Here is a 23547-nt window from a genome sequence, read left to right as displayed (position 1 = left end):
TGCTATCCCTGTCGTAAGATAGATCGCCGGTGTTATCTCAGTAAAATGAGATAGCGCGGATACAATGAGAGAGCAAGGCCCAGAGGTTGCGGACACCAAGGGCGATCGCAGTCCTGGGCGCATCAGACCTTCATAACCGGGTTTTTTACGCTTATCTGTCGGCTTCGAGCGGAGGATTTTCGTAAAAAAACAAAGGTGATGACTACCAAGGGCGATCGCTCACCGCCTCCCCTACCAGCAAAACCTTATATAAAACCACTTTTTGTAGTAGATTAATACAATGATTCCCCAAAACTTTTTAAGAAATTTAGCCGCGAATTTTGGTATTTCCGACAACGAATTTGAGGCACTCTCCAGGGCGATTCAAGGCGAATCGATGGACGCGATCGCACAAGAACTCGGTGTCAGCAAAGAAGCGCTTCAGAAAAGACTCGGTGAGGTTTACAAAAAATTTCAAATTGTGGGCCGAGGGCCGGGAAAGCTGGCTCGATTGCAGCAAATCCTCATTTCACAATATCAACAGCAGATTGCTAATTTTAGTAATGCTACAGCCAGCGATGGGATTTCTGTTAAAAATGACAAGCAACAGTCTGCTGCTAGTGCTGGCGCTACCGCACCTATCGGCGAAGTTATTTCTCCAGAAATAGCGGCGAAAACACACCCCCGGATCGATTGGGGCGAAGCGCCGGATGTCCCTATTTTCTACGATCGCAGTGCTGAACTTGCCACTTTGAAGCAATGGATAATTAACGATGGTTGTCGATTAGTTGCACTACTGGGAATGGGAGGAATTGGCAAAACTGCATTGGCCCTCACCGCAGTACAACAAATTCAGGGCGAGTTCGATTGTTGCATTTGGCGATCGCTCAAAGAACGCCCGCCCCTGCCAAATATCTTGGCCGATTTAATTCAATTTTTGTCGGCGCGGCCGGTAACTGACTTACCAGAAAATACGGAAAAGCGAATTTCTTTATTGCTCAAATACCTAAGTTCCTCGCGGTGTTTGTTAGTCTTCGACGAACTCGATCGCGTTCTCGAAACGAGCGCTCGCTACCAACAAGGATACGATAATTATGCCGATTTATTCCAGCGAATATTAACATCGCGCCATCAAAGTTGCTTGTTACTTACCAGTTGGCATCTTCCCCAAAAAATTAGGGATCTCGCCCCCGAAAACTCACAACTTAAAGTATTAGAACTCAATGGCTTAGACGAGCAAAGCGCCCAAAAAATTATTTATTCAGCCCAAAGGTTTTCTAGCAGTCCCGAGATCGGTCTTTTTTCCGAACTGATCCAACTCTCTGGTGGCAATCCCTTACTTTTAAAGATTGTCACCGCTAACTTTGCTGACTTGTTTTCAGGGAATCTCACCCAATTTATCCAGCAGACTACCTTAGTTGTGCAGCAGATTATGCGAAATTTTTTGCAAAAAACCAGCGCGGATTTATCAGAGACAGAAATTTACCTTCTCTGTTGCTTGGCATTGAAAAATCAACCAGTCAGCACCAATGATTTGGAATCTAATCTCGCCGTTGCTGGAGAAATATCTGACTTGCAACCGATTTTAGCATCGCTCATCAAACAAGCATTGTTAGTAGAAATTGAAGATTGTTTTACCCTGAATCCAGAAGTCAAAAAATACATCACTCATCAATTGATTGCCAAATATCTCAATCAACTGGGTCAGAAAAAGTATTTATTGGGAGAGTTTCAAACTGCCAAAGCTTACTTAATCCAAGCCATCAGATTTAATCCCGATATAGCCGCAGCTCGCTATAACTTAGGAGCTACTTACGAACAGTTGCAAGATTTGTCTGCGGCCCGAATTCACTATCAAATTGCTGCGGGATTTAACAACCGAGGGGCTTATGCAGCGATCGGTAACTTAGCTCGTTTGGAAATTATCTCGGGAAATGTGGAAACAGCAATTAATCTGATATTGCCGATTTTGGAGAAAGTCAAAGACGATCTGGTTCTAGCGGCTTTGCACAAAAATCTGGGATGGGCTTACTTCCTGCAAAATCGCTATGAGGAAGCGCAGTTACAGCTTGTGAAATCGATCGAGCTAAATAATCTTCACCCGCCAACTTATTATATTTTGGCACAAGTGAAAGAGGCTCTAGGAAAAATCCAAGAGGCATTAGTTGATTACGAGAATTTTTTGAAGTGCGATCGCAGCGATCGCAAACCTCAAGGAACGCATTGGAGACTGCCAGAATTAGATGTTTGGAAAATCACAGCACGCCAGCGCTTGAATTATCCCCATCATTAGCAGTAAAATCTCGATTGAGGACTTACGCATCAAGACCAAAGAAACCGGGTTTTTCACGGGGATTAAAGGCTATACCCTACTCTTTTCGTAAAAAAACCCGGTTTCTACCTATTCCCTAAGATTTAGAAATAACTAGCGAAGGTTGGGGGGAACAATGGGATCGTCATCTTCATCTTCACTTTTTTTGCTTTGAGGCTGAAAAATCTCTCCTAGCGGGGGATGGGATAGGACTCGATAATATGCTGTCATTGCTCGTTTCTCCGTTAAGGTGAATCAAAAATTTTTGGAGAAGCGAGTTGGCCAACTGCGCTTTTTAATTAACCAGGGCGCAGTCGAAAAATTATGCAGGTTTTTGGAAAAAAAATGAAAAATCTCTGGAATCCGATTTCTGTGGGGGCGCAGGCGTGCGTGCCCGCGAGGCTCTGCGCGGGATTTATCGCGGTATGGTGCGTCGCTACTATATAGTGGTCATTGGCCGGGATTATCGCAGCGACGCACCCTACTTTAACTGTGAAGGAATAATTCCTGTCCTTATAGGACGGGGAGAGTGTTACCGCAAGCCGGAACAGGTGAAAGCGGCCCAGTATACGGGGTGAGAGAAGGGATGAGATTTTTCGATCGCATCTTTGAATTGATTCTTCGTTCTCCGGAGGCGTTCTGCTACTTTTTTGTGCTGCTTGTATTCGTCGTACCAGTTGATATAAGCTTCACTTCCTTTGACTTCGCGATCGCGACTTTCTTTAGCTGCTTTACTTGCTTTTTCGGCGGCTCTAAATTTACTCTCAAGTAATGGTATTAGCTGCTGCTGGTATTCAGCGAGGGCTTGACCGCTGAGCGATCGCAATTTTTCTTGCGCTTGTTGTAGAGAGACAATGCGATTTTTTCCTTGCTGTCGGTATTGGTGGTAAAAAATAGAAAATAGTGCGGTTGCTAAATCGTCAACAGCCCAAAGGGTAGCGATAACACTTCTCGCACCAGCACATAAGAATCCAGTAGAGAGAGTCAGAACATCATCTGTTATTTGAGTTAACCCAAGATTTGTTTCACAACAAGAAAGGAAAACATCCTCTAAATTGGGCAACCTCCAAGCTGGAGTCAAAAGTTGCCCCAGGGTAATCGATCCATCACCTAACAATAGCTTTGATTCTAAAGGATTATCAAAGCGAGATTGGGCATGATGACTGGAATGAAGACCGGAAATTTGCTCTACCAAGCGCCGATAATTGCTAACAGTTGCTTGACGGCTACCGCGCAGCCGTCGTTCTTCAGGAATGCGATACATTTGAGCGAGTTGAGAACATTCAAAACTCACGCAAGGTAGGTCTTCTGTCGCATCTTCTACCGTTCCATATCTCAGTTGGGTTGTCGTTTGAGGGCGTTTTTGGCAAAATTCCAAAATTTGGCAACTTGGGGCATAGCGTATGAGAAATCTGTCTCCTAGATATCGATCGTCCCCAACAGGTAGGGCGCTAAAGGGAATTGAATGCAGGTAAAGATAAGGGATGACAATCAGTTCTTCAATGCCGCTCAGGCGATTTTCAATGAGCGTTTCTATGTCAAGTCTATTTGCTAATTCCCAGAGGGTTGCTTGCAGAGATTTTTCCCATTCTACTTTGTTTTGGAGATAAGGAATTAACCAGTTATTTAGAACAAAGTTTGGCAAAGTTACTTCTTGCTTTAAACAAGTATGACAAGTAATTTGATGTTTTGTGATGACAAAAATATGAGTATTTTCCGGCGTTGTGTAGAAACTCAGGATAGCTGTTGTTTGATAATCGATTAATTTTTGAATGCTAGCTAAGTTAGGTCTTGCTACTTTAATTTCTCCAGCCAGCACCGGATCTAACCGCCTGAGTAGTTCCCAAACTTCTTGTTTTTGAGCTTCCAACTCGGCGATAGATTCATTAATAGCAGCCAAAGCAGCACGGGAACGAGTGCTAATTTTCGTCGCGAATTCTTGCTGGCTTTTAGATAACTGAGGATAGCGGTAGGCATCTATTTGTTGTTGCAAATTGTCATACTGCTGCAAATATGTTTGAATTTCTGGTGAAATTGATTCTGTTGAGTAAATGTCATTGCTTGCCATTAAATCTACGAGGCGTTGGGAGCGCGATCGCTCTACACATTCAATGGCTTTATCTAACTGTCGATCGTTGACGCAAGCCTGTATTGTATTAGCGTAAACATGAAAGGCAGATTCTAAAATTTCCTGCCGCCGCTGTTCGCTAACAATCCAAGAACGGCTAGTTTCTACTGCTTCAATAGCTCGGCTGTAACCTTCAATCCCTTTCGCCCACTGTTGAGTTTTAAAAGCACTATCTCCGAGGTTTCTTCCTACTCGCAAACAATCGCGGGGAAAGGCTGTGGGGGTGTAAATTTCTAAAGCTAATTTAAAACGATCGATCGCTTTTTCTGTTTCTCCTAATTTTTCATAAGCCATTCCTACATCGTTCATCACCAGAGCCCAATCTTCGGGTAATGCTTCGCGAGTATTTACTTGTAAAGCTTTTTGATAGCAATGAATGGCTATTTTCAAGTTTTCTTCCCGCACTCCCTGCACTCGTTGTGCATAAGCATTTCCCAAATTTATTTGTGCGTTAGCCCAGTAATAGGGGTCTAATTCTTGACTGTAGACTTGCAAAGTTGCTTCACAATAGCGAATGGCTTGCTCTAGGTTATCGGCTCGATCGCCCGCATTTCTGTCCCGATAAGCATTGCTCAAATTTTGTTGGATTTTCGCCCAATTTAAAGGATGTGTTTCGCGGGTGTAGACTAATAATGCCTCTTGATAGCATTGGATTCCCAGATCGATATTTGTAGCTCGATAGCCCTGAATTCCGGTACAATAAGCATTGCCTAAATTCATTTGCGTATCTGCCCAAGACTGAGGCGTTACCTCGCGAGAATCAACTTGCAATGCACTTTGGTAGCAAGTAATTGCTCGATCGATATTGTCGGCTCGATCGCCCCGAATTCTGTCAAGATAAGTATTTCCCAGATTATTTTGAGTTTGCGCCCACAGTTGAGGCAATGCTTGATGAGTCCGAACTTGTAAAACAGCTTGGTAGTGCTGGAGGGACTTTTCCAAATTGTCTCCGCGATCGCCTAGAATGCGATTTCGGTAAGCATTACCTAAATTATCTTCAGTTTGGGCCCTGTCGATCGGCAATTCTGAAAGAGTCCTGATTTCTAAAGCTGCGTTGTAGCACTCAATTGCACGCTCCAAATTGTCAGCTTTCTCTCCCTTAATTCGTTGACTGTAAGCAACGCCTAAATTGTTTTGAATACCAGCCCATAGCTGCGGAGATTCCTGTTTGGTTAAAACTTGTAAAGCTGCTTCATAGCAAGTAATAGCTAACTCTATGTTGTGAGCCTGTTTACCCTGAATTCTCCGAAAGTAAGCAGCCCCTAAATTCACTTGAGTATTTGCCCACTTATAGGGGAAAGCTTCGCGGGTATTTACTTGTAAAGTAGATTCTAAGATAGCAATCGATCGTTCTATATTGTCTGCGAATTCTCCCTGACTTCGCTCTTGATAGGCGATCGCTAAATTACCAGAGACTCTCGCCCACTTTTCGGGAAATGCCTCGTAAGTAAAGATTTGCAGTGCTGTTTGATAGCATTGAATTGCTTGCTCTATGTTGTCAGAGACATTGCCATAAATTCGCTCTTTATAAGCAAGACCCAAATTATTTTGTATATCGGCACACTCTACAGGGAATGCCTCTGGAGAAAAAACAAGCAGGGCAGCTTTATAATACTCGATACACTGCTCAATATTGTCGGCGCGAGATCCTTCGATCCGATTTGAATAAGCATTTCCCAAATTCATTTGGGTTCCAGCCCAATCTGCGGGTAAATTAATCCGAGTGCGGACTTGTAAGGTATTTTGATAAGATTGAATAGCACGCTCGATGTTAAACGCGCGAGCTCCCCGAATTCTGGCTGTGTAAGCAACAGCTAAATTACTCTGAGCAGCAGCCCAGGCGATCTGATTTTCATGATGGCTTAAAATTGGTAATGCTGCTTCGTAACCGGCGATCGCAATTTCTAAATTATTCGCCTTGGAACCTTGAGGGAACTTCTGAATTGCCTCGGCTACTAGAGTAAGAATTGCTGCTAATGTTAAACACTGTTGAAATTCATATTCTTTATAAAATTCGTTTACTTTAAGTCGCAAATAGAGAGCAAATTCTTCATGTAATAACTCTAGATTTTCTAGCAATAAGGGGTAAAATAGCTGCTCGTTGCCTTCACTTTGTGCCGCTACCAGCAGCAACTTCATTAGAAAATCGAAATAAGCTTGTTGTCGATTTTCATCAAGTTCGTTAGGGTTCATCGCCGATGGCCTCTATTTCAAATTGCCTGCTTTCTAGGAATTTTCCTTTATATCGAATCCGGTGGATTGCTTATAATATCTCGCTCGGGGCGGGTTTATGAGATTTTTTATTTGTATTGGAGATTTTGGCGAACCCGCCCCTACAGGAATTATATCTACTTAACAGGACATGGTATTAGCTCCAAATCTCTGTTAATTTTTCTAGCAATTCTTCAGCTAATTCTAGTAACTCGATTTCCCGATCGCCCCCTCCAACATCTTCCCCCAATTCCCGATCGCTCCCTGCATAAACTCCCTCACCAGTAAAAACATCTTTAACAGCATAGGCTCTTTCATCTTCCGGTTCGTTGCAATAAATCCGATCGAGTTGGGCAATAATCTCGGCTATTGGTCGAGTGTTGAGTACATCTCTGACTTGCACTGCTACTGGATCGTCACCGAGCAAAAAACTATTAGCTAACTCCAGTCGCTCTAAATAATCTACGAAATCATCAAGGGTTTGAAGATGGGCGATTTGTATTTCTAAAGACTCTATTGATGGTACAAATCCTAACAGTTTTGCCGAGTTTAATTGTTCTTCAAACTGAACGGCTACATAGCCAATGCGATCTTCTGTCGCTTCTGGGGGAATGGCGATCGCACTTTCCCCTTTCCACAGGGGGCGACACTCCAACTTGCCGATTCCTGGGAGTAGCAAATCGGCGACATCCCATCGAGCGCAAACTACAGGCTGCCAGCTATCCCCTTGCTCTAGCTGGGGCTCGTAGGCTTGCCATTTCAAGTAACTGGAAACGGCACAAACAGCTAATGTATTGAGGTAAACTCGCTTAGCCGCTTCCCGCTTAGTTGATGCGGGAGCGAGTTGCAGCGTTTGTGTTGCTAATTGCTTCGCCAGACGGTGAGCTTCGGTACCGAGGGGAACTGTCAATTGGGGGGCTTCTGTGCTGTTCATTTTTCAAACCTCTTTTTGGTATCCTAACTCTCGTGCGATCGCCTGGAGTAAAGGGCGACAGTTCCTTTCCCAATGAGATTTTAGAGTTTGATAGTTGATGTTATGTTCTCTGGCGATCGCGCTAAATTTATCTGGCGGGTTTTTTAGCAAAACTCTCGAACTGAGGAACTGACAGTTACAATTGGGATAGGTTTGAGGATGGGAATTCCGCAGTTTTTCATCGGGATCTCGCTCGACGTACTGTTCTAATTGCAGACCGACTTGCTGTTGTTGTTCTCGTTCTATTTGTTCGATATAATTGTCAATTCCGCTGCGGGTGGGAATCTCAAAATTTGTTGTTGGTAGAAGTTCCAGCAGGAAAGTTTCTGTTTCACCGTCTCCGATGGGTGCGTCCAAGCTGCGATCGCTCTTTTTTTGCGAGTATAAATCTTTAATTCGCCAGGAGAGGTAACTGTTGACCCATTGTTGCAAGCGCTTTTGAATCAAGGGTCGATCGCGATCGAAGTCTTGACATAGTTGTCGGTTTATCCATTCAAAGGTACGATTCAAAGCGTCTAAGTAGTCTGGGTGGGACGATTTACCTAATCCCGGTAGTTGTTGAATTTCAACGAGCAGCAGATTCATCGCTTTTCGCCTTTTCGGGCTTTTCAAGGGGTGCCGGCACACCTCTGCAATCAGTCGGTACAGTTGTTCATCCATAGAGACGGAAACTCAAAACAGATAAATTATATTTTTGCATAAAAATTTCTATTTTTACCAAGTATATCGATCGACTTTTTTCATGTTTTTGTTAATTGGTAGGACACTCCACCGTGCCTATTGGTGTCTACTTAAGCCGAAAGACCGCCAGGGACTGAAGTCCCTGGCTAATAGCGAAAGTCCTCGCTCAGAGGACTGATGAGTTGTTACCCATTTCTTCAGTCCTCTGAGCGAGGACTTTAGCTTTGAGGCAGGGGTTGAAACCCCTGCCGGACTGAAGTCACTGATGAGTTGTTACCCATTTCTTTAGTCCTCTTGAGAGGACTTTAGCTATGAGACAGGGGTTTTAACCCCTGTCGGACTGAGGGTTTGACGTGGAAAGTTGGCACCTATGAACTCTTGGCACTACCCCTACAAAATCGCGGTTTTTGGTGAGAATGAAACCGCCCTGCCTCCTACGGGGTGTTCGCTAATTCTAATTCCTTTTCCGATTCATCTCGGACTCTGAAATAGTAATATAAATTAGCAACAGCCAAATCAGAAGCTTTTTCCAAGTTCGACGATACTAAACTTTTATGACCTGCTACTTCCCCTTGCTCAATGATATAATTTTCATAATCTTGACGCTGCTGCCGATCGAGCATCCATCCCAGTTGAGTGCGAAGCGCATAAAAATGAGACTTCGGCCGCAAATTTTCATAAAATAACTGTTCGTCGGGTATCGCTAAAGCTGTTGTAACTGAATTTTTATCCCCAATAACAGCTAAGTTGGATTTACTAAAATTAGCACTCTGTAACTGCTTTAACTCACTTTGCGGCAAAGCTTTCATCCATTCAATCTGATGAAGCCAAATGTCTAATGCGGCTAAATCGTGATTGTGAATTCGCGTAATTTCAGGAAAAAGAAAGTCAAGCTCTTCGTCTGAGTCACAACAGTGTATAATACCGAGGTTATCTTGACGGATTTGTTGTTGAAGTTGAGAAAGCCGATCGCCCGCAGCACCAAATTCATTTTGCACCTGATAAGTCGCAATAATACTTTCTTCGATCGTCCAACTGCACTCTAACCGGCGCAACTGGCCCGCCGCACAAGTTTCTGCCAACAAATGCGGGTTTCTGTATGTTGCTAAAGCCTCAAACAACATCCCGCGCGCTGCATCAATTTCAGCGTTGCGGCGGTTGATATCTTGCAGTTGCAAAGCCGATCGCCTACCAACTACCACGTGATCTAATTATTGCATCTTCTGTTAAAAGCAAATCTCACCTTTATCAAACTTTGCTTGAAGTTTTTTCTTTACTGCTGGAGTAAGGTTTAGATAAGATGCCAGATCGTCAAGAGTACGATAAATTTTTATCTTTCTATCGTTGATAAATTTATCAATAGTTGTCTGCTTGATACGGGTTCCCTGAAAAGCCTTCGTTAGTTGGGATTTATTGGCTCCATTGAGATTAATCGGTAATGTCGTTGGTGTAGGTGATGGCGTTGATGTAGGTGTTGGTGTTGGTGTGCTAATCACCTTATCAGATTTGATAAATTGAATGCGTTTAAGTTCCAACTTTCTTTGCAGGAGAGGTGGACAGGAAGGAGCAATCATAAAAGATATATCTCCCGGTGTGCTATCAGTCCCATGAGGTTTAAAATCGGCATCTTTTAACCATTGATTAAACGTTTCTAAATGGTTGCTCAACAGTTCATAGTTTTTAGCTTCGCCAAAGGCTCTAGCAACACAAGTGCCGTTGTGCAGTAATTCTACATAACAGTCAAAGGCGTGACCTTTAATCACTGTTGTAGTTGAAACTGCCGATAGAGTGTACGATTTCTGGCTCAGGTAACTTGCCCACTGTTGTCTACAGTAGGATTCTACTAACTGGCGTGAATTGCCTTCAAATACCTGCTCTGGAGCTTCTTGAAAATATTTTTCATGTATTTCTAAGACAGCCCCAGCATAGTCTCGACAAAACTCCCTCAAAGTATTAGCAGGATTCAATCGTATATGTTGGATTTCTTGCCATGCTTGAGCAAAATTCTGATATCCCTTATAAGCCCCTTTAATACGCTCATCAATTTTCTTTCTAATCAGTTCAAATTCATTGGTATAACCCTTATTTAGATTTATCACTGAGTCACCTAAAAGGCTTTCCATGACTGAATCTTCCGAAATAAAACTTTCTACGTTATTTGATGTACCTACTAAGTAAATTAACAGGCGAATTTTTGAGCCAAATTTGTCTTTTGCCCTTCTAATCAATTGTTTAAAAAGCAGTCTTGTTTCTTGAATTTGATTAGGAAATGGTGCTAAAGCATCTAACTCATCTGTGAGATAAACAAAACTAAAGTTAGGATCTACGGCTGATACTTCGGATACTATATAAAAGAAAAATTCTTCAAGACTATCTACGCTCTCGGCAATATAGGTTTTAAATTTGTTGCGAAATGGTATTATTTTTTTTGCACCCTTAAGTTGATTGACTTGAGTATCATCTAAATAATCCCTCAAAACTTGTTCAGCTACATTTTTCACCAACTCAGATAGATTGGAATTATGTAACAACTCATAAAATGTATGAGCTAGGATATGGGAGTACAATTTTTCCTTGAAACCATTTTCCATAGGTAAATCAGAGAGTTGGAACTCAACGACTACAGAGTGATTCTGATACGTTGGTTTAGTTTTAGTTAATTCATGCAAGTAAGTTAACAGGGAGGTTTTACCACTACCAACTAGGGCCGCCACGAATCTAAATGTAAAGTACCCGTCATCAAATGTATGACTGAGATCGTCTTCAAGAAGCTGAGTTAGGTTAGATATTTGTCGCCCCGACAAACTTTTGGCTGTAGAGCCTTCACCCTCTGACCCTGGAAGTCTAACAATGCGCTCTATTCTAATATCATCAACAAATCCAATGCCTGACTTTACTTGCTGAAGGAAGTCTCTTATGTACCTTTTTTTTCCTGCATCTTCTGGCATAGCTTACTCTACCCACTGAATAAGTTCATCTTCTTTTTCGATAACTGCAAAAACTTTGCCAGTTGATTTAAGCAAAGCAAAGTTTTTGTCCAAATTTGAGGGAGATAAATCGTTCTGTTCCAAAAATTTATGAGAAATTTCTCGGCTGCGAATAGCAACTACTCCCCTTAATTCTTGACGCTTTCTTTCTTCAAAATAAAGAGCCTTAAACTTTTCTACAAATGTCTCAAAGTCCATCTCTTTACCGTCGGAAGTCTGAGAATCCGCAACTCCGATTTGACAGTAACGCCAAAGAGTATTTATAAGTTTCGCTCCTTTTGCTGAATCAAACTCATACTTAGTGGTTTGCAGATTAGCAGCTAGAACTTTCTTACCTTGTTCTGTCACGAAAAGCTGACCCTTTTTAGGAGATTCGAGCAATTGCTTCTGACACAAAGCATCACAGATAGCATTAGCATCCTTCTGGTATTGTTTAGATAAATGCTGTTTCACATCGCCTTTAGTCGCCTTACTCTGTTTTGAGTAGGCTACTGCGTACAGCAAGTAAAGCAGTTGTTCGGTAGAAAGCTCGATCATAAGTTCCTCTTGTTTACTGGTACTAGGCTGAACGTGGGTGCTACTTTAGAGAATACCATACCTCATACTCCTCAAGTAGTCATACTTATTACTTGATGGTTGCGGACTTGACAAGTAATAGCGGATAATCATCGGCAAAGGTTGATTCTGTAAGCTACTGTTAAATTTCACCTGAAGCGATCGCCCTGATCCGGTGTTAAAGATTGCGATTCGTCAGACAAAGCTTTTTTGGGGATTCGGGCGCACTTCTATCATCAGCGAATCAGTACCAGAGGCGATCGCACTTAATCAATCAATTCCGCTTCTTCAAAAATCTGCCGAGTCGTTAACTCCAAACCAGGCAGCAGATCGTCCACAATCGGTGTATTATCCATATAAACTTGACTCGAACCATCGGGGAAAAAGCTTCTTATTAAAATAGCTTCTGGATCGATTACCCAAACTCGCGGAATACCCGCCGCCAAATAATCTTTCGCCTTCTCTTCAAATTCCTTCATCGTTTGATCGGGAGAGATAATCTCAATCACCAGTTCAGGAATTGCGGGACAAGCTTCATTTCGCCGCCAACTTTTCGGCAGACGTTCATAAGAAATGTACGTTAAATCGGGAACAGGTGCCCAATCTTTATCCTGACGTTTTAACAAAATTGCCCATTCTGGAAGCACTCGCCCGCGTCCTTTACACCATACACGAATCAGGCGACACAAAGCTCCCTGTAAACTGGAATGAAAAAATTTTGGAGACACTTTAGGAACTGCTTGACCATCTACAAACTCATAATATACATCTGGGTCGGGCAAAGCTAGAAATTCTGCTAAAGTGAGTTTGGTTCCGATGCCTACCATGACTCCTAGCCCTCTCGCTAATTAATTGATATGTCTATTATACAAAATTTCCCAACATTCCTAGAACTACGATCGCCCCTCGGACTCTATTCCAAAAACAGAATAAAAATATCCCCGACTTCTTTAAGAAGTCGGGGATTTAACCGCGATCGCATTTTAGCTTAGGCGTTTCGCCTGTTTCTACGCCAAAACAGGCACTGGTTGCGGCCAACGATTCATGACTTTACCAATCACCGCCAATTCTTCCATCAACTTGTCGAACTGATCCGGTGTTAAAGATTGCGGCCCGTCAGACAAAGCTTTTTTGGGATTCGGGTGCACTTCTATCATCAGCGAATCTGTACCCGAGGCGATCGAAGCAAACGCCATTGAAGGTACAAACTGCGCCCAACCGGTGCCGTGACTGGGGTCAACCATAACTGGTAAGTGAGTCAGGGTTCGCAGCACTGGAACCGCCGACAAATCTAGCGTATTCCGCGTATACTGCCTGTCATAGCCGCGAATTCCGCGCTCGCACAAAATCACGTTGGGATTGCCCGCAGCCATGATATACTCGGCAGCCATCAACCATTCTTCAATCGTGGCGGAAATGCCGCGCTTCAGCAAAATTGGTTTGTCTTGAGCTCCGACTTTCTTCAAAAGTGAGAAATTCTGCATATTTCTCGCCCCGACTTGGATTACGTCCGCTACTTCTACGATCGCACTTAAGTCCGCCGCATCCATAACTTCGGTAATAATTCCCAAACCGCTAGCTTCCCGCGCCGCCGCCAGCAGTCCCAAAGCACTCTCGCCGTGTCCTTGGAAAGCGTAGGGAGAGGTTCTCGGTTTGTAGGCTCCACCGCGCAAAAATTGAGCGCCAGCAGCTTTGACGCGCATTGCCGTTTCAACAATCATTTCTTCGTTTTCGACCGAGCAAGGGCCTGCTACAACCGCGATCGGGTGATTTAAGCCGATCGTCACAGTTCCTAAAGGAGTAGCAACTTCTACGGCGCTGGGTTCTCCTTGGCGGTATTCCAGAGAAGCGCGTTTGTAGGGTTTTTCCACCCGCAGCACTTCCTCAATCCAGGTGCTCATTTCGCGCAGTTGCATCGGTTCGAGCTCAACGGTGTCGCCGACTAAACCCATGACGGTTTTGTAACGCCCGACGATTTTTTCTGGTGTCAAACCCCAGCTAGTGCGGAGCTCTTCGTCTAGGCGATCGATCTCGGCTGCTGGAGTGCCGACTTTCATGACAATAATCATATTTTTTTCCCTTGGTCTGTTGCGCTAAGACACGAATTATGACACGGATTTAGTGATAAAAATAGATGCCGTGCGATCGAGCTTCTATTTATAGTCTTGGACGCAAGCGTGGTTAGAAACCAGGTTTGATGGACGAAAATTCTGCGTTGTAGCCACGAGATTAAGTAAAAAACCCGGTTTCTTTGGTCTTGATGCGTCCAGCAATTAACTATTGACTGATGACTTATGACTGATGACTAATGACTGATGACTTTTAACTTTTTGGTTTGGCGGCGCGCCACGCTTCCCGCATCCGTCCAAAATTGATAGTGAATTCTTCCCACCCCAGAGTGCTTCCTGAAGTTTCTTCATCCCAGGAAGCGGAGAGGACTCCGTAGCTTAATCCCAGTACGCCTAGACCAAAACAGCCCATGCTTACGAGCAATACTGCTGTGTTGGGCAAGTCAAACAAGCCTTTGCTGACTATCAAATAACTCACAAAAAATGTGGAAATTCCCAGGATTGTCGGTACGCCGCAGAATACCGCTATGCGGGATATCATGCGTTTGCTGACTACTTCTGGGATGGATTGCGCCTGCGGCCCTGTAGTTTTTTTGGCTTTGGGCTGCTTGTCTGGTTTGGGGTCTTCTGTGACTGTGTTTGCTTCCGGTTCTGGGGGCTTTTTAGGCGTTTTTTTGCGATTTGAGGCCGGTTCAAAGGGTAGGCGCTGGCTGGGTGGTTCGGAGGACATATTTTATCTTTAACCTGAAATCTCGAACATTTATTCAATAAATCTTGGCGAGGGTTTACGCAACTCTGACGGTTAATCAACGGTATGACACGGATCGGTGTATCAGTGCGTAAATCCTGCTGGCGTTTGTCCAAGATTCTTGAATATTGTTGCAAATTTTGGCTTTGGTGTTTAGCCGCGAATGCCTAGACGGGCAATCAATGCTTTGTAGCGATCGACATTTTCCTTTTGCAGGTATGCCAGCAGGCGCTTGCGGCGGCTGATCATCATCATCAAACCGCGCCGGGAGGCGAAGTCTTTTTGGTTGATTTTCAGGTGGGCGCTGAGTTTGCTGATGCGATCGCTCAGCATGGCGATTTGCACATCTGCTGAGCCTGTATCGGTTTCATGGGTTTGAAAATCGCCCATGATTTCTTGTTTGCGCTGTTGTGTAAGAGCCATGAATTGATTTTAGTTTTTTTTGTACGATTGTCACAATCTGCAATTGTACCACAGCCAATGAACAAGGGTGCAGGGTGCGAGATGAAATTTTTGCTGCAAGAGTTCGCATGGCGAGTTTTAATCCCCTTGCGGGGAAAAGTGAATGGCGACAATTATTAAAGCTGATTAATTGCCCTAAAGATATTACTGAGAGTTTTAATCCCCTTGCGGGGAAAAGTGAATGGCGACTTTGAAACCAGCGCTCGCCAACAGTACCACATTCTTTAGCGCCAGCAACGGCGCGCACTCTCTCAGTCTGGCCCGGGCAAACAACCCCGAGAGTTGCGATGACCCCTATAATAATGTCGAAAGATATTTCTATAATGGTTGGTGAATAAAGGCCCAGTACCCTGCATAAATGCTTTTTACGGCACCCACCAAACGTAATAAATTCTGGCCTCTGTGGTGGGTGGCCGCTGGCGCGATCGACACAGCAAACGCACAATAAGAAAAACCCCGGAACAAAATGGCAAAGCCACCCGGTCTAAAGACCTTCCCCAAGTTACTGTCTCAAAAAGAGGTAGACCTCATTGTGGCAAATGACGAGTACACCAAGAACCCAGGCGATGTACTCTTTCGCTACTACGGAGACTTCGGATACAACACCCCCGAGCCAACCACACCCCCAAAGACCGACGCGCCCATCCGTCGCGGAGCCCCCGGCAAAGAGACCCCGCCACCAAGCCCTTGGATGCTCGCTTGGGGGAAGACGTTACAAGACCGTGGGTTCTTCGATGAGATGCCCAATCAATACCGCGTTACGGATTGGTTCGGCAGCCTGTGTGCTCAGTTCAAATGGCACATCGACAACCACCGACACGGAGAGAGAATCCTCGCCATCAGCCTCTCCAACAACCGCGTCATTGGCTTTCGCAAAGATGCCAATAGCCCCGTCTTTGAACTCGAACAACATGCAGGAGACGCCTATTTAATCGCTGGTCCAATCCGCTGGAGTTGGGAACACTGCGTGCTGCCAAGAGGCAAAGACAAGAGCGGAGGGAGAAGTTTTGTGGTGAGCTTTAAGCGCCCCGCGCAATAATCAGCCACGCCCCCTTCCTTCACTTCAATTAAAGAGTTTCAATCCTCTTGCGGGGAAAGTGAATTGCGACTCTAGATGTATGTCAGAGACTACTTGTATTTTCATGTTTCAATCCCCTTGCGGGGAAAAGTGAATGGCGACATTGTTAGTCCGTTTTTGAAATTCAATAATTTAAAAAGAGTTTCAATCCCCTTGCGGGGAAAAGTGAATGGCGACTTGCGATCGACTCAAAGTCTCGTATACATCAACAGAAGCTTGTTTCAAGTAGGGAAACGGCATTGCCGCGTCCAGAGTTGCTATCGGCTCAAATAGGCGATCGCCTCTCGTATCCAATCCTCGGCGTTACCTTTGGCGGACAAGTTGCTGTCTTGACTGAGGGTTTGCAGCGCTTGCAAGACTTCCGCCCCAGTGTATCCCATCGCCAGCAGGATCATCTCGACTTCTTCTTGAATAGCTGCGGGGACTCCGGCGGCGACGGAAGTTGTCAAACCTGCTTGCTGTCTCCATTCCGAGAGTTTGCTTTTGAGTTCCAGGGCGAGGCGTTCTGCGGTTTTTGTGCCCACGCCGGGGGTTTTGGCGAGGATGCGGGTGTTACCGCCGACGATCGCCTGAACTAAATCTTGCATTCCTAAAGTGTCCAAAAGGGCGATCGCCAGTTGAGCACCAACACCGCTGACACTCGTCAACTGCCGAAACAAATCGCGTTCTGCCGCGCTGCCAAAACCGTACAATACGATTTGGTCTTCTTTAACTTGCTGGTGGGTAAAGATTTGGGCGACTTCGCCGGATGCTGGCAATTGACCGGTCACGCGGGGCAAAATTTGGATTTCATAGCCAATTTGATTGACTTCGAGAGTCAGGATGACGCGGTTGCTGCCTTTGGCGATATTGGCGACTGTGCCTTTGAGATAGCTGATCATATGGTTTTTTACTTAGTCAGTCCTGGACGCAACTGGCACAATTAGTAGGGTGCGTCAGTCTGTAAAACCCTAGTTTTTGATAGTTACCTGAAAACTGACGCACCCTACAACTACTATACTTCTGTATCGCTCTGCTTATTTTTTAATTCAAAATAAGATGCTGCTTAACTAAAGACAAATCCGTCTTACCAAAATTTACAACCAAAGCCACATTAAAATTTTCCAAGGATTTTACAAACCACATAATTTCATCAGAAGCTTTACCTTCATAGTGATTAAACAAAATAGAAAATCGCTTTTCCAACTCGGGTTTAACCTTGCCCGAAAGCAGAACGATTTTGAGCAGTAAACCCATTGTCCGGCTGGGGCCGAGGTTGTATACCAAATCGTAAAAAACGTAGTGGCTGGGATGTTGGGAATTTTCCACTACTAAAAAGTTGAACAATTGGTGGCAAGTCCGAGCTAACAATATATTATTTAATTTCACCGAGTCATTTTCTCGCAATGTATTTTTGATGTGCTTGTACAAACGGTCATTAAATTGACGCCCGCCGTATTCTGGTTCGACTGAGGATATTAAATATTCATATAAATCCGCTTTGAATGAGCTGTAAGATGGACTTTTTCTGGCATCTCTCAGGAAAAATTGAGCCGATTCTTTGTAGCTGCGATCGCCTGTTATTTTTCCGGCAAATTCCCTAACAGCCAAGTGCAGTTCCGCATCGTTCAAAAGGGTGGGATTTGGCGCAGGCTGTACAATTCCTATTTCTGTATTTCTCGGCTCAACTAAATAATTTAAATATTGAGACAAATCTCTTTCAAATTTTCCCTGTCTTTGAATTTCCAGTTTTTTGATTGTTTGCTGGTCTTCCTCAATGCTGTCCTTGCTCAGCAGAGAATGTCCGTACAAATAAGGATACCGACAAATCAATTCGCCCAAGGGGTAATTAGTATCTTGTTTCTGCGGTTCCGGCTCTCGCTCTACGGCTTTTACTAAGCGCTCCAGGGTCTGGAATTCTTCACTTTGAGTAAAGAATGCTATTTGTTCTTGCAAGCGCTTGACTATGTAAAATTCCATCCCGAACCGGGGAGAAGTCTGCTTGAATAAAGCTACTAAATTTGCGATCGCCAATTTGTTCTGTGAGTGCAATTGCCAGCGGTTGATCGGGATGTAGCAGCAGCGGTGGAGGATATATTTAAAGTCCCGATCCGATCGCTTGACGGAGATGATACTGTACAAAGTTGCTTCAATTTCGCGATCGGGATAGCCCATACCGTCGATAAATAGCTTTCGGAACCGCTCGATCACCTGTGCGGGGGATTCTTTTTCCACACAGGAGACGATGTGATCGTACAATCTCTGTTCGTTGCTGCCAATAGGAACGGTATCTGAGGGCGGGGTGAGAATGCTGCTGTCGGAATCGGTGTCTGGACTGCTGTCTGCAACTTGTGCGACAGCGACAGTCGCTTGTTCCTGAAAAGTTCCGGGATTCAAGAACCAATAGTGTTCTTGGCTTAATTGTTTGTTCGCCGCCCAATCCAAAGCTGACTGCAAACTTTCCCCAGTCAGTAACTGCGATCGATCTTCGCGGTCGGAAGCCAGCCATGCTGCCAGCGCCTCGCGGTACGGAGCCAGATTTCCCAGTTCTTTTTCCACCCAGAACTGATTGAAAACTGACTGATAAATTAGATTGGCAACTATTAATTTACCCTGATGTTTAACAACCAGTCCTGACAGTTGCAATTCGATTTGTTCGGGAGAGTAATCGGCAGCAACTCCCGGCGCTTCTCCGGGTTTTTCCGGGTCGGGCGGTTGCAAAATTTTCTGGTACAGCGTTAACAGCTTGGTGAGGTCGCAGCGGCTGTGTTCAAGGCGATCGCGAATTGCTGTCAAATGTTGGGGTTCGTCCCATTCTTCCCAATTTTTAATAATTCTGTGTTTGAGCAGTTTTTTCACCTGCTGGGCTTCGCAATTTCTGCCGATAAAAGACCCGTATTCAAGTACCAAGTGGCAAAGCTTTTGAGTCAAAAACGGTTGACCGCCCGTCCAAGCTAATATTTCTTGGAGGACTTTTTGGGGGCGAAAAGCTTTGAGTGCCAATCCTTTTGCTAGCGGCAAACTTTCGTGCAGTTGCAATCGACTTAAATTAATCGGCCGTCCAATATTAAAAGGGTTGCAGCTTTGATCTCGGATCAATTCTGACGGCGCTGCTACTGAGAAAACCGCAAAAGTTAGGCGATCGTATTCTGGTTGCTCTGCTCGCTTGGAGTAACAACCGCGGATCGAGGCAAAAAAATCGCTGGTACTAAAATTTAGGCTGCTGGTGCTGTCAATGTCATCGATGAAAATTACTAGATTTTGTCGAATTGACTTGAGCAAAACTTTTTCGATAAATATCTCGAATCGCTGCACAGGCGATAGCAGTTCGCGATCGTTCCACCACTTGAGGGCATCAAACCTGTTTGTGAGGCGCAAGCTGCTGGCGATGCGGTACACGATCGCGCCATACCATTTTTCGAGGGAAATTTCTGGGCTGCTAATGCTTCTCAAGTTGACGGCTGCAAAAGCTGTACCTTCTGCTTGCAATGTTTTGGCTGTTTGCACTAGCAGGCTGGACTTTCCCATTTGCGGCGCACTCAACACGTAGCAGAAGTGTCCGGCTTTGAGTCCTTCGTAGAGTTCGCTGTCTGCCGATCGCCTGACATAGGTGGGCGCACCGGCAGGCAAATATCCTCCGACTTGATATGGGTTGGTTGAGTTGACGTATGCTGTCATCTGCGAATTCATCAAGATGGTGCGCCCCTGTGGTGTGCGATCGAAATGTTACAAATTGCAATTATTATTGCCAGCTTACTCTGGTTGAAAATTTGGGTTCCTCTTTCTCTATTGTCTACTAATTCACCTTTCTCCTTCTCAATCTTTACCGTATCTTTGCAACCAACCCCAAATCATGCGAGGAGGGCGATCGTACCCGGCACCTTTTTCTTTATACTCGTTCACACAATCATCTGAATTTTCACTCAACCGGATGGAGAACGCCCAAACGCCATTTACTTCACATTTTTTTACAATAATACTTTAAAATTCACCCGATGGTATGATGTTGCCAGGGAAACTCATAACCGCAGCGCCGTCAACCTTGTGCCATCGCGAGCCGGCTGCCGAATGCCGTCCTGTCAAGGCCCAGGAATGGCTGCCAATAAAAAACCCCAGCGTTTGGCTGAGGACTGCTTGAGTGGGAGATATCGTTAATCTGCGTTTTTTTAGTTGACTTAGATTGCATGGAATTCCATGCTGCTGACACTGCCCGGGCTTTCGCGTGGGGGCTTCTTAAGGACAAACTTTAGGGGATGAATCCACAAAAAGTTTAATTCTTAAAGGCGCTGTCAGTGCGCCGCGGGCCACTCGCTCAACGATAAAAGTTAAGTCTGTGGCTAATTGTAGAAGATGCGCCCTGATGAATTAACTACCCGATGGATTAGCACCCTGATGGCATAACTCCCTGATGGATCGATGCCCTGATGGCTTTCGCTCCACTACCCAAAAGATTTTGGTTGGTGGATGATCGTGGACATTAGTAACACGTCACTTCCGGCGTTTCCGATCGCAAGCGGGTGTGCCTGTCTGAATTGATTATGGCAGGCAGATTTATCAGAAGACAAGTGGGCTATTGCATCAACCCACTTCTGACAGATCGGGTTAGCCAAAAGGTGTCAATCTACTCAAATCAGGGTCATCGAACATGAAAAACAGCATCTTAGTATTAGCGGTAATTGCCTCCGGTGGCATCGGCTTTTTCCATACAGGCAGCGCCAGCGCGAATGCGATCGTCCGACAATCTTCATCAACCAGCAGTTTGACGGCTTGGGAGAGTCGTCCCGACTTTAACTACACTGGAACGAATGAGGATGGGGAGCAAGAAGAGGTAAAGACAGGTAAAGGCAGGAAATAATTGGCGCTGTCACTGGTTCGCTCACAGCGGTTGTGGTTCTGTTTGTGTTTGTGTTTGTGTTTGTTGTCGCAACAGCCTTGGATCGAGGGGGTTAAAACTCGCTCGGAATATCAGTCTACGCAATCCGAGGGGTTGAAGTCAGAACGGTGAATGGGAAAATAAACAGGTAAGGCGAGTCTGTCGGTGGAGTTTCCCCGCCTATCAACTTCCTTACCTTCTGATGTTCGGGATTTGGATCTGGCACAATCGTATTTCATCTCGTAAAAACCCAATGGAAAATACTCTCGAAACTACCCGCAGACAGCGCGTATTGACAAGAACCCAGGAACGGCGTCAGGCGACACCCAAAGAAAAACAGTTAATTCACCTGCTGGCAAATATGGCTTGCAGTTTGGTTAACTACGACTACAAACACGCAGCGGGGAAAGAAACTCTCGCGCCTTCGGAACGCAAGCGTTTAGCGGAATGGCACTACCTGCGAGTTCAGCAAATTCGCCGGATCGAACGCTCATTGGAGCCCGTAGCGACCCTTAAGCGCGTGTATTACAAGAGCATTCTCAGTCCGAGGGATCTGAAGTCTTTGAAACTTCTGTGGCAAGACGAGGACAAAAACCGCGTCAAACGGGTCGATCCTGACTTGGACGACATCCTCAGCTCCGCTTTGGATCGGGGAGATACTTTGAAACAGCTATTTCATACGATCGAATCCAAGGAACGGATATTTGCTGCAACTCCTCGCCCAGGCGTTGTACCGCTGTGGGTGAAAGAGTGGGAAGACTCGGAATATGACATCAACTTTTTTCCGCCTTCGTTCTCTGCATGGGTTTCGATCGTGGACGACTAGGTTCAAGAAAAACTGTTTGACATGGGAGCGATCGCCAAAATTAGATGGTAAACCTATTTGCGATCGCTGCGATTGACAAAGAGTGTGCGATCGGCCCGCACTAGGTGGCTGCGCAGACATCCGAGTAGAGAGAAGTGAATCGAAGTCAGTACCATTGTACAATGGGGGAAAACCAGGGCTTCAGCTAATCGCTGATAGCTGATAGCTGATAGCTGATAGTTTCCCATGACTGACTCGATTTCTACTTCTCCATTAGACTCAGCGGCCGATACAGCCGAACTCCGCTCACAGTTGAGGTCGGGTTCGGAAAAAACTCAACTCCAACTGCTGCAACAGCACATAGCAGATGCGGGCTGGGATGTATTGATGGAATTTTTATTAGAGCGCAAGTCGGAGGAACCGACGGCGGTAATGGGTAAGGCTTACCAAATTCTTTATAGTGCTGAGTCTCCGAGAGCGACGGAGTTTTTGCGATCGAATTTTCCGACTGGAATTGTGCCGCTGCGATCGGACTCTAACATTGACTACACTCCGCTGCAACAATTATTGGCCCTACAGGAATTTCAAGAAGCCGATCTATTGACTTTAAACAAACTTTGTGGGTTGGCGGGCGAGACAGCTTCGGCGAGAAAGTGGCTGTATTTTACGGAAGTTGAAAGTTTGCCTGTGGCAGATTTGCAAACAATTAATACGCTGTGGAAAGTTCATTCCGAAGGCAAATTTGGCTTTTCGGTACAGCGGGAAATTTGGCTGAGTTCGGGCAAGAATTGGGATAAGTTGTGGCCGTTAATTGGCTGGAAGAAGGGGAATAATTGGACGCGCTATCCGCAAGAGTTTATTTGGGATTTGAGCGCGCCGAGGGGTCATTTGCCGCTGTCGAATCAGTTGCGGGGAGTGCAGCCGTTTGCGGCTTTGATGGCTCATCGTGCTTGGGTGAAGTGAAGGGTTTGGGGGCGATCGCTCTTTTTGGGTAGGTGGAGCGATCGCAGGTAGTGCAAGATGTCAGTTATACTTCGATGCGGATTTTGACGGTAGTACCAAAGGCTTTGCTGAAGGCTGATTCAATGTCGGGTAGTTTTTGAATTGCCATTAGCAAAACTGGTGTTGACGAGACTTGAATTCTTGCTTCCCCATCATTAATGGCTATCAGTTTTCCGTGCTGTCGCATGAGTTCTTTAGTCGTGCGTGGTGATATGTGAAGCAGCAGAGTTTTCCATGTTATGTCCAATATTTTTGAGTGTTCCTAGCACGGCGGCGACGTGACCGTGGGGTAGGGAACGTTGGATGTCAAAGGCGGATTCTAAGCTAGTACCCCCTTTGAGCAAAATGCGCAGTCCTTCAATGGCATCATCTGGCAATTTTGAAAGGTTAGCCAGTGTGCGCTTGCGTACTTTTCCATCCTCTCGATAGGACTGTAGCTTTCTTGATGGGGGGTGGGGAATTGCGGTTGGGGACTCCTTCGATGTGCATGACTACAATTGTCTGATACTGGGATGCCAAACAATCTCAAGAAAATCTGAAATTACATGAATACGATGATCGCCCGGTTCTCAAATGGGGGAAACCTAGAGCTTGTAGGAACTCGATCTCCGTCGCTTTCTTGATGGCGAGTGGGGAATTGCGGTTGGGGACTCCTTCGATGTGCATGACTACAATTGTCTGATACTGGGATGCCAAACAATCTCAA

The 23547-nt window shown here is 45.1% G+C and carries 19 protein-coding genes and 1 pseudogene; 5 read left to right on the top strand and 15 right to left on the bottom strand.

Annotated features, from left to right (window positions below; translation table 11 throughout):
• The first annotated feature begins 280 nt into the window (after positions 1–280).
• Positions 281–2272, top strand: a complete 1992-nt coding sequence (locus QUB63_RS24540) for an NB-ARC domain-containing protein (protein WP_332947934.1) — start codon at positions 281–283, stop codon at positions 2270–2272.
• Between the two features lie 550 nt (positions 2273–2822).
• Here QUB63_RS24540 and QUB63_RS24535 read toward each other — a convergent pair.
• The 10 genes from QUB63_RS24535 to rpsO all read right to left on the bottom strand — a co-directional run bounded on the left by QUB63_RS24535 (position 2823) and on the right by rpsO (position 15065).
• Positions 2823–6611: a CHAT domain-containing protein gene (locus tag QUB63_RS24535; RefSeq protein ID WP_332947933.1), complete on the bottom strand. Its 3789-nt coding sequence runs from the start codon at positions 6609–6611 to the stop codon at positions 2823–2825.
• 175 nt (positions 6612–6786) lie between these two features.
• Positions 6787–7563: a DUF1822 family protein gene (locus QUB63_RS24530; protein WP_332947932.1), complete on the bottom strand. Its 777-nt coding sequence runs from the start codon at positions 7561–7563 to the stop codon at positions 6787–6789.
• A 3-nt stretch (positions 7564–7566) separates the two neighbouring features.
• Complete coding sequence (locus tag QUB63_RS24525) at positions 7567–8262, bottom strand: hypothetical protein (RefSeq protein ID WP_332947931.1); 696 nt, start codon at positions 8260–8262, stop codon at positions 7567–7569.
• 455 nt (positions 8263–8717) lie between these two features.
• Positions 8718–9485: a hypothetical protein gene (locus QUB63_RS24520; RefSeq protein WP_332947930.1), complete on the bottom strand. Its 768-nt coding sequence runs from the start codon at positions 9483–9485 to the stop codon at positions 8718–8720.
• Positions 9486–9509: 24 nt separating this feature from the next.
• Positions 9510–11231, bottom strand: coding sequence for a hypothetical protein (locus QUB63_RS24515; protein WP_332947929.1), 1722 nt, complete (start codon positions 11229–11231; stop codon positions 9510–9512).
• A 3-nt stretch (positions 11232–11234) separates the two neighbouring features.
• On the bottom strand, positions 11235–11807 hold the full coding sequence (locus QUB63_RS24510) for a hypothetical protein (protein WP_332947928.1): 573 nt from the start codon (positions 11805–11807) through the stop codon (positions 11235–11237).
• 284 nt (positions 11808–12091) lie between these two features.
• Positions 12092–12652: a Uma2 family endonuclease gene (locus QUB63_RS24500; protein ID WP_332947927.1), complete on the bottom strand. Its 561-nt coding sequence runs from the start codon at positions 12650–12652 to the stop codon at positions 12092–12094.
• A gap of 180 nt (positions 12653–12832) precedes the next feature.
• Positions 12833–13894: a 3-deoxy-7-phosphoheptulonate synthase gene (gene aroF / locus QUB63_RS24495; protein WP_332947926.1), complete on the bottom strand. Its 1062-nt coding sequence runs from the start codon at positions 13892–13894 to the stop codon at positions 12833–12835.
• A 253-nt stretch (positions 13895–14147) separates the two neighbouring features.
• Positions 14148–14624 (bottom strand): PAM68 family protein, encoded by a 477-nt coding sequence (locus tag QUB63_RS24490; protein ID WP_332947925.1) that lies wholly within the window; start codon positions 14622–14624, stop codon positions 14148–14150.
• Between the two features lie 171 nt (positions 14625–14795).
• Positions 14796–15065 carry a 30S ribosomal protein S15 gene (gene rpsO, locus QUB63_RS24485; RefSeq protein ID WP_293134126.1) on the bottom strand — a complete coding sequence of 90 codons (270 nt, stop codon included), beginning with the start codon at positions 15063–15065 and terminating at the stop codon, positions 14796–14798.
• Positions 15066–15570: 505 nt separating this feature from the next.
• Between rpsO and QUB63_RS24480 the strand changes: the two genes are divergently transcribed.
• Positions 15571–16143, top strand: a complete 573-nt coding sequence (locus QUB63_RS24480) for a hypothetical protein (protein ID WP_332947924.1) — start codon at positions 15571–15573, stop codon at positions 16141–16143.
• 296 nt (positions 16144–16439) lie between these two features.
• Here the strand turns inward: QUB63_RS24480 and ruvA are convergent, their stop codons facing one another.
• Positions 16440–17063 (bottom strand): Holliday junction branch migration protein RuvA, encoded by a 624-nt coding sequence (gene ruvA / locus QUB63_RS24475; protein WP_332947923.1) that lies wholly within the window; start codon positions 17061–17063, stop codon positions 16440–16442.
• 142 nt (positions 17064–17205) lie between these two features.
• Entirely contained in the window at positions 17206–19839 is a 2634-nt protein-coding gene (locus tag QUB63_RS24470; RefSeq protein WP_332947922.1) for an AAA-like domain-containing protein, read from the bottom strand.
• 967 nt (positions 19840–20806) lie between these two features.
• On the opposite strand from QUB63_RS24470, the gene QUB63_RS24465 reads away from it, so the two are divergent.
• Together QUB63_RS24465 and QUB63_RS24460 are read left to right on the top strand one after the other, a co-directional pair.
• Positions 20807–21016: a hypothetical protein gene (locus tag QUB63_RS24465; protein WP_332947921.1), complete on the top strand. Its 210-nt coding sequence runs from the start codon at positions 20807–20809 to the stop codon at positions 21014–21016.
• Positions 21017–21287: 271 nt separating this feature from the next.
• Positions 21288–21860 (top strand): hypothetical protein, encoded by a 573-nt coding sequence (locus QUB63_RS24460; RefSeq protein ID WP_332947920.1) that lies wholly within the window; start codon positions 21288–21290, stop codon positions 21858–21860.
• Positions 21861–21913: 53 nt separating this feature from the next.
• Here QUB63_RS24460 and QUB63_RS24455 read toward each other — a convergent pair whose 3' ends face one another.
• The gene (locus QUB63_RS24455) at positions 21914–22087 is read right to left on the bottom strand and encodes a hypothetical protein (RefSeq protein ID WP_332947919.1); all 174 of its coding nucleotides are present in this window, start codon (positions 22085–22087) and stop codon (positions 21914–21916) included.
• On the opposite strand from QUB63_RS24455, the gene QUB63_RS24450 reads away from it, so the two are divergent.
• A complete protein-coding gene (locus tag QUB63_RS24450) occupies positions 22086–22802 on the top strand; it encodes a GUN4 N-terminal ARM-like repeat domain-containing protein (protein WP_332947918.1) in 717 nt (238 codons plus the stop codon). The genes QUB63_RS24455 and QUB63_RS24450 overlap by 2 nt on opposite strands.
• Before the next feature lie 64 nt (positions 22803–22866).
• Here the strand turns inward: QUB63_RS24450 and QUB63_RS24445 are convergent, their stop codons facing one another.
• Together QUB63_RS24445 and QUB63_RS24440 are read right to left on the bottom strand one after the other, a co-directional pair.
• On the bottom strand, positions 22867–23088 hold the full coding sequence (locus QUB63_RS24445) for a hypothetical protein (protein WP_442921819.1): 222 nt from the start codon (positions 23086–23088) through the stop codon (positions 22867–22869).
• Positions 23084–23330, bottom strand: a pseudogene (locus QUB63_RS24440) (IS1634-like element ISMasp1 family transposase); the annotation flags it as partial. The pseudogene QUB63_RS24440 and the gene QUB63_RS24445, both read right to left, overlap by 5 nt.
• Between the last annotated feature and the right edge of the window lie 217 nt (positions 23331–23547).

The sequence above is a fragment of the Microcoleus sp. ARI1-B5 genome (genome assembly GCF_036705795.1).
Classification (GTDB): Bacteria; Cyanobacteriota; Cyanobacteriia; order Cyanobacteriales; family Microcoleaceae; genus Microcoleus.
The sequence above is the reverse complement of the archived record's forward strand: the minus strand, read 5'-3'. Positions and strand labels throughout refer to the sequence as shown.